This is a genomic window from Aquabacter sediminis (assembly GCF_028863665.1).
GTDB lineage: Bacteria > Pseudomonadota > Alphaproteobacteria > Rhizobiales > Xanthobacteraceae > L1I39.
Map to the genome: position 1 here is coordinate 547,793 of NZ_JARBFX010000002.1, position 13,567 is coordinate 561,359.

At 67.1% G+C, this 13,567-nt stretch carries 12 protein-coding genes; 6 read left to right on the forward strand and 6 right to left on the reverse strand.

The annotated features are described in order from the left end of the window. Nucleotides 1–215 precede the first annotated feature (215 nt). Both PV781_RS05530 and PV781_RS05535 read left to right on the forward strand, forming a co-directional pair. A complete protein-coding gene (locus tag PV781_RS05530) occupies nucleotides 216–905 on the forward strand; it encodes a hypothetical protein (protein WP_274774612.1) in 690 nt (229 codons plus the stop codon). 157 nt (nucleotides 906–1,062) lie between these two features. Continuing rightward, a complete protein-coding gene (locus tag PV781_RS05535; protein ID WP_274774613.1) occupies nucleotides 1,063–1,515 on the forward strand; it encodes an NUDIX hydrolase in 453 nt (150 codons plus the stop codon). A gap of 12 nt (nucleotides 1,516–1,527) precedes the next feature. Here the strand turns inward: PV781_RS05535 and PV781_RS05540 are convergent, their stop codons facing one another. From PV781_RS05540 to PV781_RS05560, 5 genes are all read right to left on the reverse strand, one after another. Then, nucleotides 1,528–2,838 (reverse strand): glycosyltransferase family 4 protein, encoded by a 1,311-nt coding sequence (locus PV781_RS05540; RefSeq protein ID WP_274774614.1) that lies wholly within the window; start codon nucleotides 2,836–2,838, stop codon nucleotides 1,528–1,530. 359 nt (nucleotides 2,839–3,197) lie between these two features. Further along, entirely contained in the window at nucleotides 3,198–3,839 is a 642-nt protein-coding gene (locus tag PV781_RS05545; protein WP_274774615.1) for an alpha/beta hydrolase, read from the reverse strand. A gap of 71 nt (nucleotides 3,840–3,910) precedes the next feature. After that, nucleotides 3,911–4,852 carry a ring-cleaving dioxygenase gene (locus PV781_RS05550; RefSeq protein ID WP_274774616.1) on the reverse strand — a complete coding sequence of 314 codons (942 nt, stop codon included), beginning with the start codon at nucleotides 4,850–4,852 and terminating at the stop codon, nucleotides 3,911–3,913. A 201-nt stretch (nucleotides 4,853–5,053) separates the two neighbouring features. Next, nucleotides 5,054–6,283 (reverse strand): ArgE/DapE family deacylase, encoded by a 1,230-nt coding sequence (locus PV781_RS05555; RefSeq protein ID WP_274774617.1) that lies wholly within the window; start codon nucleotides 6,281–6,283, stop codon nucleotides 5,054–5,056. A 106-nt stretch (nucleotides 6,284–6,389) separates the two neighbouring features. Continuing rightward, nucleotides 6,390–7,628: a urate hydroxylase PuuD gene (locus PV781_RS05560; protein ID WP_274774618.1), complete on the reverse strand. Its 1,239-nt coding sequence runs from the start codon at nucleotides 7,626–7,628 to the stop codon at nucleotides 6,390–6,392. A 136-nt stretch (nucleotides 7,629–7,764) separates the two neighbouring features. On the opposite strand from PV781_RS05560, the gene PV781_RS05565 reads away from it, so the two are divergent. Continuing rightward, nucleotides 7,765–8,691, forward strand: coding sequence for a LysR family transcriptional regulator (locus tag PV781_RS05565; RefSeq protein ID WP_274774619.1), 927 nt, complete (start codon nucleotides 7,765–7,767; stop codon nucleotides 8,689–8,691). Between the two features lie 154 nt (nucleotides 8,692–8,845). Here PV781_RS05565 and PV781_RS05570 read toward each other — a convergent pair whose 3' ends face one another. Then, the gene (locus PV781_RS05570; RefSeq protein ID WP_274774620.1) at nucleotides 8,846–10,237 is read right to left on the reverse strand and encodes a nucleobase:cation symporter-2 family protein; all 1,392 of its coding nucleotides are present in this window, start codon (nucleotides 10,235–10,237) and stop codon (nucleotides 8,846–8,848) included. Nucleotides 10,238–10,446: 209 nt separating this feature from the next. On the opposite strand from PV781_RS05570, the gene uraH reads away from it, so the two are divergent. From uraH to PV781_RS05585, 3 genes are read left to right on the forward strand one after another with little or no spacing between them, the layout of a single operon-like run. Beyond that, nucleotides 10,447–10,800 (forward strand): hydroxyisourate hydrolase, encoded by a 354-nt coding sequence (gene uraH, locus PV781_RS05575; RefSeq protein ID WP_274774621.1) that lies wholly within the window; start codon nucleotides 10,447–10,449, stop codon nucleotides 10,798–10,800. A gap of 31 nt (nucleotides 10,801–10,831) precedes the next feature. Then, nucleotides 10,832–12,262, forward strand: coding sequence for an allantoinase PuuE (gene puuE / locus PV781_RS05580; protein ID WP_274774622.1), 1,431 nt, complete (start codon nucleotides 10,832–10,834; stop codon nucleotides 12,260–12,262). After that, on the forward strand, nucleotides 12,259–13,557 hold the full coding sequence (locus PV781_RS05585; RefSeq protein ID WP_274774623.1) for an allantoate amidohydrolase: 1,299 nt from the start codon (nucleotides 12,259–12,261) through the stop codon (nucleotides 13,555–13,557). The genes puuE and PV781_RS05585 overlap by 4 nt, the downstream gene beginning before the upstream one ends. Nucleotides 13,558–13,567 lie beyond the last annotated feature (10 nt).

The following is a 13,567-nucleotide window of genomic DNA, read 5'->3' on the forward strand; positions in this document are numbered from 1 at the left end:
CCTCGTCCTGCTCCGTGCTGCGGCTGCGCCCCGCCCGCGCCGCTCCCTGTTTAGAGCAGATGCCTGTTCTTTTGCAGCGCAAATCGGCCGCAGGCCATCGGTGCGGGATCGGCGGAACGGGCGCCGGTCGCGCCCTTGTCCCTGCGTGACGTGGCAGGGCCGCAGAAATTGAGCTATGGCAGGTGCAGGCGGGGTGCGGCAAGGGAGGCTGCAGAATGACGCAGCAGAGGGCCACGGCACATCCGGAGGGCGTCCCCGCAGCAGGGGGCGCCGCCCCCCCGCCCCCCGGCACGGCCGGGCGCACGCCCCCCGTGGACCTGTGGGGGGATGGGCCGGTGCCCATCCTGGAGGCGACGCCCTATCCCGAAGAGGGCTCGCGGGAGGCGCAAGAGATCGGCCAGCCGGCCACCCGGCCGCCCCGGGGCCAGCCCAAGGCGAAACCCGATGCCGGGGCAAAGCCTGCGCCACGTCCCCGCCCCGAAGGCCCTGCCGGCGCGAAAGGCGCAGCCAAGGCCGGAGCGGCCAAGGATAAGGCAGGACACGCAAAGGCGGGGCAGGCAAAGGCAGGGCAGGCAAAGGCAGGGCAGGCAAAGGCAGGCAAAAAAGGCAAGCCGCCACGAGGCAAGATCGATGGTGTCGCTGCCCTGAAGGTCTCGGCCGGCATCGTGGTCTGCGTGGCGATGCCACCCCTGGCGGGCGAGGCGCTGAAAGCGCTTTTCCATTTGCACATGGTCGACACGCTGGTGCTCACGCTCGCCCTCTATCCTGTTTTCGTCCTTCTCTTCATCTGGCTTTTCGTGCGGGCCCTGTTCAAGCCGGTCGCCAATGCGGACGCGAAGGGCGCGCCCCTGCCAGAGGAGACCAGCGATCAAAGCGGGCGGGATGACGGCTCGACGCTGATGTGAGAGGCGCGACCGTCCTGCGCCCATCCCGCCGGCACGGCCCTGACGCAACGCATCACCGATGCCTCGCTCGGTTGGCCCGCTTGCGCGCGCCGGATCCCCGCGTGACCTCCGTGCACGCCACCTTGCCGCCACCGGCCCCGCCCCATAGGGTCGCGCTATGATCATCTGGCGCCCGCCCTCCACCATCCGTCTGAAAGCGCTGGGCCTTCACTGGCGGGGGGATGGGCTTCTTGCGGCCGAGGTTCGCGATGATGAGGGGCGCTTGAAGGGGGTGCGGCCTCTCGGCGGCACGGTCGAGTTCGGCGAGACGGCGCAGGCGGCTGTGATCCGGGAATTCCAGGAAGAGCTGGGCATCACGGTGGCCCCGCTGGGACCGCCGGTCTTCATGGAGAACATCTACACCCACGAAGGCCATGTGGGGCACGAGGTCCTCGCTCTGTTCACGGTGGCCTTTCCGCCGGGGGCCTTTGCCGACGCGGCGCAGATCCTGTTCCAGGAAGATGATGGCCTCACCTGCTGCGCGCGCTGGTTTCCCCTCGCCACGCTGGACACACCCGGCGGGCCGCCGCTGTTTCCCGCCGGCCTGAAGACCCGCCTCCAGGCGCCTTGAGGGGGTGGTCTGTCACATGCGCGGCGTGGAAATGGCGGCCAGCAGACCGTCGCAGGTCTCGACCCAGGTGCGCAGCCGCGCCGCCTTGATGCGGGCGGCGCTCGCCTCCCGATAGGCGTCATCGAAGGTCAGGCGCCGCACAGCAGCGTGCAAGGCGGCGGTGTCGGAGGGGTCCACATAGTCGCACAGGTCCCCGCCCACTTCCGGCAAAGAGGAGGTGTTGGAGGCGACGCACGGCTTGCCGAACCACAGGCTTTCGCCCACCGGCAGGCCCCAGCCTTCCATGAAGCTCGGAAACACCGTGAACAGGCAATTCTCATAGAGCCAGGCCAGTTCCCCGTCCCGCACCCCGTTCAGCCACACCGCCTGGCCCGCGCACCAGCCGGTGGCGGCGGCATAGTGCATGAACGCCTTGTAGTGCTCGGCACTGCGGCCGGCGAAGACCAGGAGCGGCAGGTCGAACGGATGCTCCTGCGCCAGGGCGGTCCACACCTTCAGCAAGGCAAGCGAATTCTTGCGCTCCTCGATGGTGCCCACGCACAGGACGAAGCGCTCGCCCTGAAGCCGACGCACGCCGACGCGGGCCTCCGGGCCCTCGCCATTGGGGATGGTCACGGTGAAAGCTGGCGTGGGGAATTCGTGGGCCAGCGGCACCACGGTGGCGGGCGGCACGCTCAACCCCTGCTCGCCGGCAAAGCGCCGGACATCCTCAAGCGTGGCGTTGGAATTGCACAGCAGGTGATCGGCAAGCGCCAGGTAGCTGCGCAGATAGGCGAGGAACTTCGGGGCGACCCCGTCGCCCACATATTTGTTGCCGTACCAGGGAATGAGATCGTGGACGAAGACCGAGAGCCGAAGGCCCGGCCGCCGCGCCTTCTGGCGGGCCAGATAATCCGCATAGCCCTGGAAGTTCCACACCGCGCCAAGCACCACCACATGGGCGTTGGCCGGCAGGTCGAGGGGCACAAGCCGGTTCTGGTAGCGCGCATCCCAGAGCGCGCGGATGTCGGTGCGATAGAAATGCTCAAGATATTTGAGCACATAGCGCGGCCCCTTGAACCCCTTCAGGCGCGTGGCCTTGGGCAAGGACAGCGAGAGCGCGCGCACCATCTCCTTCACCTTGGGGGCGCCCTCGTCCAGGAACCAGCCGAGCGGCACCTCCACCACATCCCGCATCTGCGGCCGGAAGCAGATGGCATGCACGGTGCCGGCGGGGCGATTCGCCACCGCCGCCCGGATCACCTCGATGGCGAAGCGCTGGATACCGCTGGGCGTGGCGTTACCGTGGAAGTAATCCACCAGGTCTGTGGTATCAAAATACAAGTCTTCGGGCGTGGACCAGGCCGCGCTCCCGGCTGCGGGAAGATCTTTCCCCGCAGTCTGGCTGCCTCGATCCATCCGATTCATGAACACGTCCTCTGACCGGTTCGCTGTCGCCGGCGCGGCGGCAGCTTTCTCAGGAGCGGGTGCCGGGCGGCTCAGATCGCCGGACCTGTCCTGCGGAGACGCCCGCGCGTCCCGGCCCTTGTGTGCACCACAACATGCCCCGCGCGCCTTGGCAAATGCCGCAGGCAGCGCAGAAGTGCAAGGCAGAAAGGCCGGGGCAGGACAGGACCGGTGCGCGCCGTTCCCGCCTCCCCGGCCATGCGGCCTGAACCGGTTCAGCCAAGGCCGAGCCTATCTCACGCCGCGCCCAGCCAGGCCTTGGCAAGGCCAAGATCGGTCTGGGTGAGGCCATGGCCGGCGGGAAGCACCTTGTGCTCCACCTGCGCTCCCGCAGCCGAAAGGGTGGCGGCGAGGCGGGCGGCATTCTCCGCTGGCACGATGGGGTCCAGCGCACCGGAGAGGATCAGCACCCGCTTGCCCGACAGGTCGGCCAGGGGCGCCTCCTCCAGCGGCACCATGGCCCGCAGCAGGATGGCGCCCGAAAGCACCTCCGGCCGGCGATAAAGGATCGCGGCCGCGATATTGGCGCCGTTGGAAAATCCCACAGCGAGGGGCGGCGCCAGTTCCTGACGGGCGGCGACGGCGGCGACGAAGTCGGCGAGTTCGTCTGCGCGCCGGCGCACGTCGTCATGGTCGAACACACCTTCGGCGCGGCGGGCGAAGAAGCGCGGCATGCCGTGCTCCAGCACCTGCCCGCGCGGCGAGAGCAAGGCCGCGCCAGGCGAGAGGGTGCGGCCGAGCGCCATGAGGTCATTCTCGTCCCCGCCGGTGCCGTGCAGCAGCAAAAGCGGGGCGCGGCCGGCGCTGGTGGCCGGCTCGAAGCGATGGATGAAAGCGCTGCCCGCCGAGGCGGCGCCGGTGACGGCATGGGCGTTCATGAGTGTTCTCCTTGCCGCGCGGGCCGATGGGGGCCCGGCGCGGACCGGGATTGAGAGGAAGGCGCCGGTGATCAGGCCGCCTCGGGCGACAGGTCCGGCAGCACGCTTTCGATGTGGGCGCGGTGCGACTCCAGGAAGGCCGGCAGCTTCAGCGCGGTGCCGAGGCTGTCCGCCGGCTCGTCCACGGCGAAGCCGGGCACGTCGGTGGCGATCTCGAACAGGACGCCGCCGGGCTCGCGGAAATAGACGGAGCGGAAATAGTTCCGGTCCTTCTGCTCGGTGGTGCGGATGCCGTGATGTTCCGCCAGCCGCTTCACCATGGCCTCCTCCGCCGCGTCATCGGCGGCGCGGAAGGCGATATGGTGCACCGAGCCGCCGCCCTGGCGACCGCGCAGGAAATTGCCGACCCCGTGCAGGTCCACCACGTTGCCCAGAAGGGCGTCGGTGGCATAGCGCACATAGGCGCCCTCGCGGGCCACTTCCCTGAAGCCGAAGACGTCGGTCAGGATGGCGGCGGTGGGGGCGACGTCCGCCAGCAGCAGGCCGACGCCCTTGAGGCCCCGAATGGCCATCTCCGCCGGCACGTCGCCCCCCGCCCAGCCGGGCTCAAGCTCCGCGCCCGGCACGCCCACCAGGGCAAGGCGCATGCCGTCGGGATCGGTGAAGGCGAGCATGGTCTCGCCGAAGCGCTTTACCGGCGCCTCGTGCTTGACGCCCTTCTCCACGAAGCGGTGGGTCCAATAGCCGATGGCCGCCTCCGGCACCCGGAACATGGTGCCCTGCGTCTCCCCCACTCCGAGGCGCCCGGGCGCCACATGGGCCCAGGGGAAGAAGGTGAGGATGGAGCCGGGGGCGGCGGCCGCGTCGCCATAATAGAAGTGATAGGTGCCGGGATCGTCGAAATTCACCGTCTTTTTCACCAGCCGCAAGCCGAGAACACCGGCATAGAATTCGATGTTCCGACGGGCGGGGCCTGAAATGGCGGTAACATGATGAAGTCCGTTGGTGGTCATCTCGATCTCCTGAACCGGTTGGGTTCGTCTTGAGACAAGATTTAGTGCAATGACCGCGCGTCCGCCATCTCAACTCCATTGCGCCAACGCAAGCTCAAAACCGTGCCGACGCATCCTCAATTTCGGTAATCGATTGTTCTAAAACAAAAAAGGCCCGACATATGCCGGGCCTTCCGTGTTTCACGTGCAACAGCCAAGCCGTCAGGCCAGCAGCTCCGCCAGCGTCCGCGCCACCACCTCGGTGGCCTTCCTCAGGTCCGAAAGCCGCAAATTCTCATCCGCCCGATGCCCGTTGGCCTCCTCGATGGTCCGAGGTCCGGCGCCATAGAGCACCACGGGGAAACCCGCCTCCGCATAGAGCCGCGCATCGGTATAGAGCGGCACGCCCTTGGCCGGCACGGGCTCGCCGATCACGGCCTCTGCATTGCGCCGGAGCGCATCGGAGAGCCGCACCGAGCCTTCGCTCGGCACCAGCGGGCGGGCCAGCAGGATGCGGCGCACATGCACCTTGGCGGCCGGGAAGGCTTCCGCCGCGCTGGCGATCACGGCCTTCACTTCCGCTTCCACCGCCTCGGGGATCTCTTCGGGAATGATGCGCCGATCGAGGCGGAAGGTGATGCGGTCAGGCACCACATTGGTGTTGATGCCGCCGGAAATGAGCCCCACCGTGATCTGCGGCGAGCCGATGCCGTCCACCTTCGACACCTGGGCCGGCAAGGTCGCGCGATAGGCATAAAGCGCCCCGAGAATGCCGGTGGCCGCCTCCAGGGCATCCACCCCGGTGAAGGGCAGCGCCGCATGGGCGGACTTGCCTTCCACCTCCACTTCCAGGTGCAGGCAGCCATTGTGGGCCACCACCACCGCATAGGAGAAGCCGGCGGACAGCACGAGGTCGGGCTTGGTGAGGCCCTCCTCGATGATCCAGCCGGGGCCGACTTCGCCGCCAATCTCCTCGTCATAGGTGAAGTGCAGCTCCACCGTGCCCTTCAGCGGCAGGCCCGAACGCTTCAGGGCGTCGAGGGCGAAGGCATAGGTGGAGAAGTCGGACTTGGAGACGGCGACGCCGCGCCCATACATCACCCCGTCCACCACCTCGGCGCCATAGGGATCGCGGGTCCAGCCCTCGCCGGGGGGCACCACGTCGCCATGGGCGTTGAGGGCGATGGTGGGCCCCTCGCCGAAGCGGTGGCGGACGATGAGGTTGGTGGCGGTCACCATGCCGGCCGCGCGGGTGCGCTCGGCCGGCACCGCGTGGCGCTCCACCTCATAGCCGAGGCCTTCCAAGAGCTCGGCGGCCCGCGCCGCATGGGGGGCGCAATCGCCGGGAGGATTGTCCGAGGGCACCTTCACCAGCTCGGCGAGGAAGGCCTTCTGCTCCTCGAAGCGCGCGTCGATGAGGGCACCGAGCCCGGGCGACGTCGTTTGGGTCATGGAAATGGGTCCTTCATGCATGCCCGCCCGGCATGGGGCCGGGCGGCTTCAAGGTCAAGCCGGGGCGCCGCACAGCGCAGCCGGCGTCATAAAAGGCGCGTGGAATTCAACGCGCCTTGGGCTCCGGCGCCTCCGCCCACGCCTTCAGCACCGCCCGGTCCTCGGCACTGATGTCAGTGACATTGTTGGGGGGCATGGCGTGGGTGAGCACCGCCTGCATCAGGATCAACGGCTTGTTGCGGGCGATCTCGGCCGGGCTGTCCAGGAGGATGCCGCGTGGCGGGACCGCGATGCCCTCATATTGCGGGGTCGGATTGTGACACATGGCGCAGCGGCCCATGACGATGTTCTGGACGTCCTCCGGCACCTTCACGTTTGGCGCGGGCGCGGCCACGGCCGAGGAGGTGAGCGGCGGCAGGCCGAGCGCGAGGCGCGCCGCTGGCGAGGTGGTGGCGGTGAGCACCATGGCGGCGACGAGGCACAGCAAGGCGACGATCCAGCACCAGCCGAAGCCCGGCTGTCCCGCATGCTTCTTGTTGAAATACACCCGCACCACCGCCCCGCCCACCAGCGCCAGGGCCACGTTCACATAGGCATAGGGCGTGGAATAGGTGAGCGGATAATGGTTGGAGATCATCAGGAAGATGACCGGCAAGGTGAAGTAGTTGTTGTGGGACGAGCGCAGCTTGCCGATCTTGCCGTACATGGGGTCCGGCTCCTGGCCGGCCTTCAGCGCCGCCACCACCTTGTGCTGGTTGGGCACGATCACGCAGAACACGTTGGCCGTCATGATGGTGGCCATGAGCGCGCCCACATGGATAAAGGCGCCGCGCGGCGAGAAGACCTGCTGGAACAGATAGGCCATCAGCACCACGAAAATGAAGACGATGATCCCCACCACCACGTCGTTGCGCCCGAGCGGAGAGTGGCACAGCAGGTCATAGAACACCCAGCCGGCGAAAATGCCGCCGAGCCCGATGGCCATGGCGGTGAGCGGCGACATGTTCAGGACTGCCGGGTCGATCAGGAAGAGATTGGCCTGATAGTAATAGACCCACATCAGCAGGAAGAAGCCGGAGATCCAGGTCGAGTAGGATTCCCACTTGTGCCACATGAGGTGGCGCGGAAGGTTGTCGGGGGCCACCAGATATTTCTTCACCTGGTAGAAGCCGCCGCCATGCACCTCCCAGGCCTCGCCGCCCTTGCCCTTGGGAATGTCCGGGGACGGCCGCAGCGCCGCGTCCAGGTGCATGAAGTAGAAGGACGAACCGATCCAGGCCATGCCGGTGATGATGTGCGTCCAGCGCAGCAGCAGACTGCCGAACTCGTGCAGGAGGGGTTCCATGTCAGGCGGACCTTTGGAGGAAGAGAAGGGGGGAACGGCGGCGCCGGACCTTTCGTCCGTCGCCCGATGGACCATAAGCTGACGCCGGGCAAGAGGCCGGCCGCCACGAGGCGGGCCGGCAGGGGAGCCGGGCGAGATGCTTGAGAATATGCGGGCCTTCGTCCAGGCGGTGGAGAGCGAGAGCTTCTCCGAGGCCGGCCGGCGGCTGCGCCTGTCCGCCAATGTGGTCAGCCACCGCATCCAGATGCTGGAAAAGCACCTGGGCTGCCGGCTGTTCAACCGCACCACCCGGCGCATGAGCCTGACCGAGCAGGGTCGGGTCTTCTACGAGAACATCACCGAAGCCCTGCGCCTGATCGAGGCGGCCGAATCCAACGTCACGGAACTGGGCGCCATGCCGCGCGGCGGTCTGCGGGTGACGGCGCCGCTCAATCTCGGCCGGCGCCTCGTTGCCCCCGTGGCGGCCCGCTACCAGGAGGCCCATCCCCAGATCGACGTGCGCCTGCGCCTGTCCGAACACACGCTGGACCTCATTGCGGAATCGGTGGACCTGGCGCTGCGCCTCGCCACCTTCGAGGATTCCAGCATGATCATGCGCAAGGTGGCGCGCATCGACCGGGTCGCCTGCGCCGCCCCCGATTACCTGGCGCGCTGCGGGGTTCCGCAGACGCCCTCCGACCTGTTGCGCCATCAATGCCTGCTCCTGCGGTTTGCCGGGGCCCGTGAATTCCGCTGGACCCTGACCGACCAAGGCAAGGAGCTTGCCGTTCCGGTCTCGGGCCATCTGGAGGCCGATGACGGCGACGTGCTCACCGTCTGGGCCATGGAAGGGCGCGGCATCGTGGTGAAGCCGCGCTTCGAGGTGGCGGACGCCCTCGCCGACGGGCGCCTAGTGCCGGTCCTCGCCAGCCATCCGCCGGTGAGCGTCACCCTCGCCGTGCTCTATCCCGCCCGGCAATTGGTGCCGCTGAAGGTGAAAGCCTTCGCCGACATGCTGCTGGATGAGGGCCGGCGCTTCTTGTCCCGGGAGCTGGCCAAGATCGGCGAGAAGCTCACCGGCTAGAGCATGCGCCGATCAGCCTGCACGCAGGCTGATCGGATCACGCATTCTCTCTCAATGCGTTAGTGGGCGATTCCCCGATCAGATTGAGTCAATCTGATCGGACCGCGCTCCAGGCGCGCCGGTCCTTGGCAATGAAGGGCCGGCGCGGCTCTCCTCAGTGCGCTTCCGCCTGCTTGGCGGCCGCCACGATCTCGTCCACCGAGGTGGACTTCACCCCATTGAAGAAGACGTTGAGCAGCACCGCCACGATGGCCGAGAGCAGGATGCCGGATTCCAGCAGCGGATGCAGCTCATGGGGCAGGTTCTTGAAGAAGTTGGGGGCCACCAGAGGGATCATGCCGAAGCCCACGGACAGAGCCACGATGAACAGGTTGAAGCGGTTGGTCTTGAAGTCCACGGCGGTCAGGATGCGCGCACCCGTCGCTGCCACCATGCCGAACATCACCAGGCCCGCGCCGCCCAGCACCACATTGGGCACGGCCTCCACCAGCGCCGCCATTTTAGGCAGAAGCCCAAGAAGCAGCATGATGACGCCGCCCGCCACCGTCACCCAGCGCGAGCGCACCCCGGTCACCCCCACCAGGCCCACATTCTGGGAGAAGGAGGTGTAGGGGAAGGTGTTGAAGATGCCGCCGATGAGGGTGCCGAAGCCATCCGCCCGCAGACCCTTGGCCAGCGCCTTCTGGTCCACCGGCTTGCCGGTGATGTCCGAGAGCGCCAGGAACATGCCAAGCGATTCGATCATCACCACCACCATGACAATGCACATGGTGACGATGGGCACGAGGTGGAATTGCGGCACGCCGAAATGGAACGGGACGATCACGTCGAACCAGGCGGCGGAGGCCACCTTCTCGAAGTGCATGATGCCCAGGACGCTGGCCAACACCGCGCCGGCCACGATGCCCAGCAGCACCGCCACATTGGCAATGAAACCCTTGCCCCACTTGATGAGGCCGAGGATCACCAGCATCACGAACAGCGAAATGCCCAGCCCCTGGAGCTGACCATAAGCGGGATTGGCCACCTGCACGGTTTCCCCGTTCACCACCTTGGTGAACATGGGAATGCCCCCGCCCGCCCAGTTGATGCCCACCCGCATCAGGGAGATGCCGATGACCATGATGATGGTCCCCGTCACCACCGGCGGAAACAGCGGCAGGAGACGGCTGACAAAGGGCGCCACCAGCAGCCCGAACAGGCCGGCGGCAATCACCGAGCCATAGATGCCCAAGAGCCCGATGGACGGGTCCGCCGCCATGGAGAGCATCGGTCCCACAGAGGCAAATGTGACGCCCATCATCACCGGCAGGCGGATGCCCACGCCGAACAACCCGAGGCATTGGGCAAGCGTGGCGATGCCGCAGGCGAACAGGTCGGCACTGATGAGGAAGGCCACATCCTCGGGCGGCAGCTTGAGGGCCCGGCCGATGATGAGCGGAACGGCGACGGCACCGGCATACATGACAAGGACGTGCTGGAGCCCGAGCGCGATCAATTTCGGCGCTGGCAGCATCTCGTCCACTGGGTGAACGGCTGAAGACATGGAGACCCCCTGGAAAAGGTCGGACACTTCAAGGATTTTGCGGTTCTTGGCGGCGGTCTGCGCCGTCGCTGCATTGCATCACACGCAATTTCCCCGGCGAAGGAAACATGCCGGACAATCAGAATATCTTCCGATTGAATCGGAAAATGACTCGGCGCGGTCTGGGTTATGCTGAGGCGCGATGAGGCTTGGCGTGGAAGGAGTTGGGAATGGGTCGTCTGTCGACGCATGTGCTGGACACGGTGCGGGGCACCCCCGCTTCGGGCGTTGAGATCGAGCTTTTCCGCATCGCAAAAGACGGCACCCGCTCGCGCCTGACCGCCTGCACCACCAATGCAGACGGCCGCACCGACGCGCCCCTCCTGGCGGGGGAGGCGTTCCAGGCGGGCACCTATGAGCTGGTGTTCCAGGTCGGTGCCTATTTTGCGCATACCGGCGCCCCAGCCGCGGAGCCCCCTTTCCTGGATGTGGTGCCGCTGCGTTTCACCCTGGCCGACGAGGGGCACTACCACGTGCCGCTCCTGTGCTCCCCCTGGGCCTATTCCACCTATCGCGGCTCCTGATTCCCTTCCGCACACAAGGCCGAACCTTGCCATGACCGCCCAGCCCTATCCCCGCGATCTCATCGGCTATGGCCGCAATGCCCCCCATCCCCGCTGGCCGGGCGATGCCAGGATCGCGGTGCAGTTCGTCATCAATTACGAGGAAGGGGGCGAGAACTCGGTCCTCCACGGGGACGCGGCCTCGGAAGCCTTCCTGTCCGAGATCGTCGGCGCGCAGCCTTGGCCGGGGCAGCGGCATATGAACATGGAGTCCATCTACGAATATGGCTCCCGCGTCGGCTTTTGGCGCCTGCATCGCCTGTTCACCGAGCGCAACATGCCGCTGACGGTCTATGGCGTCGCCACAGCGCTGGCGCGCAATCCCGAGGCGGTGGCGGGCATGAAGGAGGCGGGCTGGGAGATCGCCAGCCACGGCTACAAATGGGTGGACTACAAGGACGTGCCCATCGAGACCGAGCGCGCGCACATTTTGGAGGCCATCCGGCTGCACACGCAGGTGACCGGATCCCGGCCGCTGGGCTTCTACCAGGGCCGCTCCTCCGAGAACACGACACCGCTTGCCATGGAGGAAGGCGGCTTCGTCTATTCCGCCGACACCTATGCGGACGAGCTGCCCTATTGGATCGAGGGACCCAAGGGCCCGTTCCTGATGGTGCCCTATACGCTCGACGCCAATGACATGCGCTTTTCCATTCCCGCCGGCTTTTCGGCGGGAGATCAGTTCTTCACCTATCTGAAGGACAGCTTTGACCTGCTTTACGCGGAAGGCGCCCGCGCCCCCCGGATGCTCTCCATCGGCCTTCACAACCGCCTTGTGGGCCGGCCCGGCCGTGCGGCGGCGCTGGCCCGATTTCTGGACTATATCCAGGGGCACGAGGGCGTGTGGGTGGCGCGGCGCATTGACATTGCCCGCCACTGGATCGCCCATCACCCGCCGAAGGGTGGCTATGTGCCGAGCCGCCTGTCCAAGGCTCTGTTCGTGGAGCGGTTCGGCGGTGTGTTCGAGCATTCGCCCTGGATTGCGGAAGGCGCCTATGAGGCGGGGCTCTCCCAGGCGGAGGACACGCCGGACGGCCTTCACGCCGCCATGTCCAAGGTGCTGCGGACGGCAAGCCGGGAGCAGCAGATGAGCGTCATCCACGCCCATCCCGATCTTGCCGGCAAGCTCGCGGCCGCCAAGCTGCTCACGGCCGACAGCGCGCAGGAGCAGGCCTCTGCCGGCCTCGACCGTCTCACTGCCGAGGAGAAGGCCCGCTTCACCGCGCTCAACACGGCCTATCTGGAGAAGTTCGGGTTCGTCTTTATCATGGCCATACGCGGCCGCTCCAAGGAGGAAATCGTCGCTGCCTTTGAGCGCCGGCTCGGCCAAGACGCCGAGACGGAATTCCAGGAAGCCCTCGCCCAGATCGAGAAGATCGCGCTGCTGCGCCTGGAACAGATGCTTCCCGGAGGCACCGCATGATCCGCACCGAAGCCTCCAAGGCCCAAACTGCTCCCGCCGAACCCGAGCCCTTGGCCGGCGAGACCATCGCATCCCGCCTGAGGGAACTGGCGGCTTTCACCGATGTGCCGGGTGAGATGACCCGTCTGTCGCTCTCTCCCGCCCATAAGCGGGCCGCGGCGCAGGTGGCCTATTGGTTTCGCGCCGCCGGAATGAACCATGTGCATATGGATGCCACCGGCACCATTGTGGGCCGCTATGCCGCCGATCGGCCGGATGCCAAGACGCTGATCATCGGCTCGCACATCGACACGGTGCGCAATGCCGGCATCTATGACGGCAATCTCGGCGTGCTTGTGGGCATCGCCGCCGTCGACCAACTGCGTCGGGAAGGCCGGCGCTTGCCCTTCGCCGTGGAGGTCGCCGCCTTCGCCGATGAGGAAGGGGTGCGCTTCCTGTCCACCCTCTCCTCCTCCAAGGCCTTTGCCGGGCGCTTCGATCCGAAGTGCCTGGAGGACGTGGACAGCGCCGGCATCTCCCGGCACGAAGCGCTGCGCACCTTCGGCGCGCCGGTGGACACCGTGGCCCAATGCGCCCGCACGCCCGAAGAGACGCTCGGCTATGTGGAGGTGCATATCGAGCAGGGGCCGGTGCTGGAGGCGCTGAACCTGCCGCTCGGCATTGTCACCGGCATTGCCGGCGCCTCCCGCGCCTCCATCCGCCTCAAGGGGCAGGCGGCCCATTCGGGCACCATGCCCATGCCCATGCGCCAGGATGCACTTGCTGCCGCCGCCGAGATCATCCTGGCGGTGGAAGCCCGCGGCCGGGCGGACGTGGCCCCGGCCTCGCTGGTGGCCACGGTCGGCACGCTCACCATCGCCGGAAGCGCCGTAAACGTGGTGCCGGGCGAGGTGGTCTTTTCCATCGACGTGCGCTCCTCCGATGACGGGGTGCGCCGCGCCGCCGTGGCGGACATCACCGCTGCGATTGAGGACATTGCGGCCCGTCGCGGCATCACGCCCTTCATCTCCTGGGGCCACGACGCCCCCGCCGCCCCCTGCGACGAGAGGCTGAAGGCGCGCCTTTCCGAGGCGGTTGCCTCCCTCGGCCTGCCCGTCCATCACCTGCCGTCCGGCGCCGGGCACGATGCCATGGTGTTCCGCGACGTCCTGCCCATGGCCATGCTGTTCGTGCGGTCCTTCAACGGCAGCCACAATCCGAAGGAATATGCCGCCCCCGAGGATATCGGCCTTGCGGCCCGCGCGCTCCACGCCTTCCTCTTGCGCCTTGCCGAGCAGGAGGCGGGCGCGCACTAACCTGCGAACG

What these genes read in the sequence shown, in the direction of transcription:
- PV781_RS05560 (WP_274774618.1), bottom strand. Translation starts at nt 7,628, where the DNA reads ATGGAACCCCTCCTGCACGAGTTCGGCAGTCTGCTGCTGCGCTGGACG.
- PV781_RS05585 (WP_274774623.1), top strand. Translation starts at nt 12,259, where the DNA reads ATGATCCGCACCGAAGCCTCCAAGGCCCAAACTGCTCCCGCCGAACCC.
- puuE (WP_274774622.1), top strand. Translation starts at nt 10,832, where the DNA reads ATGACCGCCCAGCCCTATCCCCGCGATCTCATCGGCTATGGCCGCAAT.
- PV781_RS05530 (WP_274774612.1), top strand. Translation starts at nt 216, where the DNA reads ATGACGCAGCAGAGGGCCACGGCACATCCGGAGGGCGTCCCCGCAGCA.
- uraH (WP_274774621.1), top strand. Translation starts at nt 10,447, where the DNA reads ATGGGTCGTCTGTCGACGCATGTGCTGGACACGGTGCGGGGCACCCCC.
- PV781_RS05550 (WP_274774616.1), bottom strand. Translation starts at nt 4,852, where the DNA reads ATGACCACCAACGGACTTCATCATGTTACCGCCATTTCAGGCCCCGCC.
- PV781_RS05555 (WP_274774617.1), bottom strand. Translation starts at nt 6,283, where the DNA reads ATGACCCAAACGACGTCGCCCGGGCTCGGTGCCCTCATCGACGCGCGC.
- PV781_RS05570 (WP_274774620.1), bottom strand. Translation starts at nt 10,237, where the DNA reads ATGTCTTCAGCCGTTCACCCAGTGGACGAGATGCTGCCAGCGCCGAAA.
- PV781_RS05565 (WP_274774619.1), top strand. Translation starts at nt 7,765, where the DNA reads ATGCTTGAGAATATGCGGGCCTTCGTCCAGGCGGTGGAGAGCGAGAGC.
- PV781_RS05535 (WP_274774613.1), top strand. Translation starts at nt 1,063, where the DNA reads ATGATCATCTGGCGCCCGCCCTCCACCATCCGTCTGAAAGCGCTGGGC.
- PV781_RS05545 (WP_274774615.1), bottom strand. Translation starts at nt 3,839, where the DNA reads ATGAACGCCCATGCCGTCACCGGCGCCGCCTCGGCGGGCAGCGCTTTC.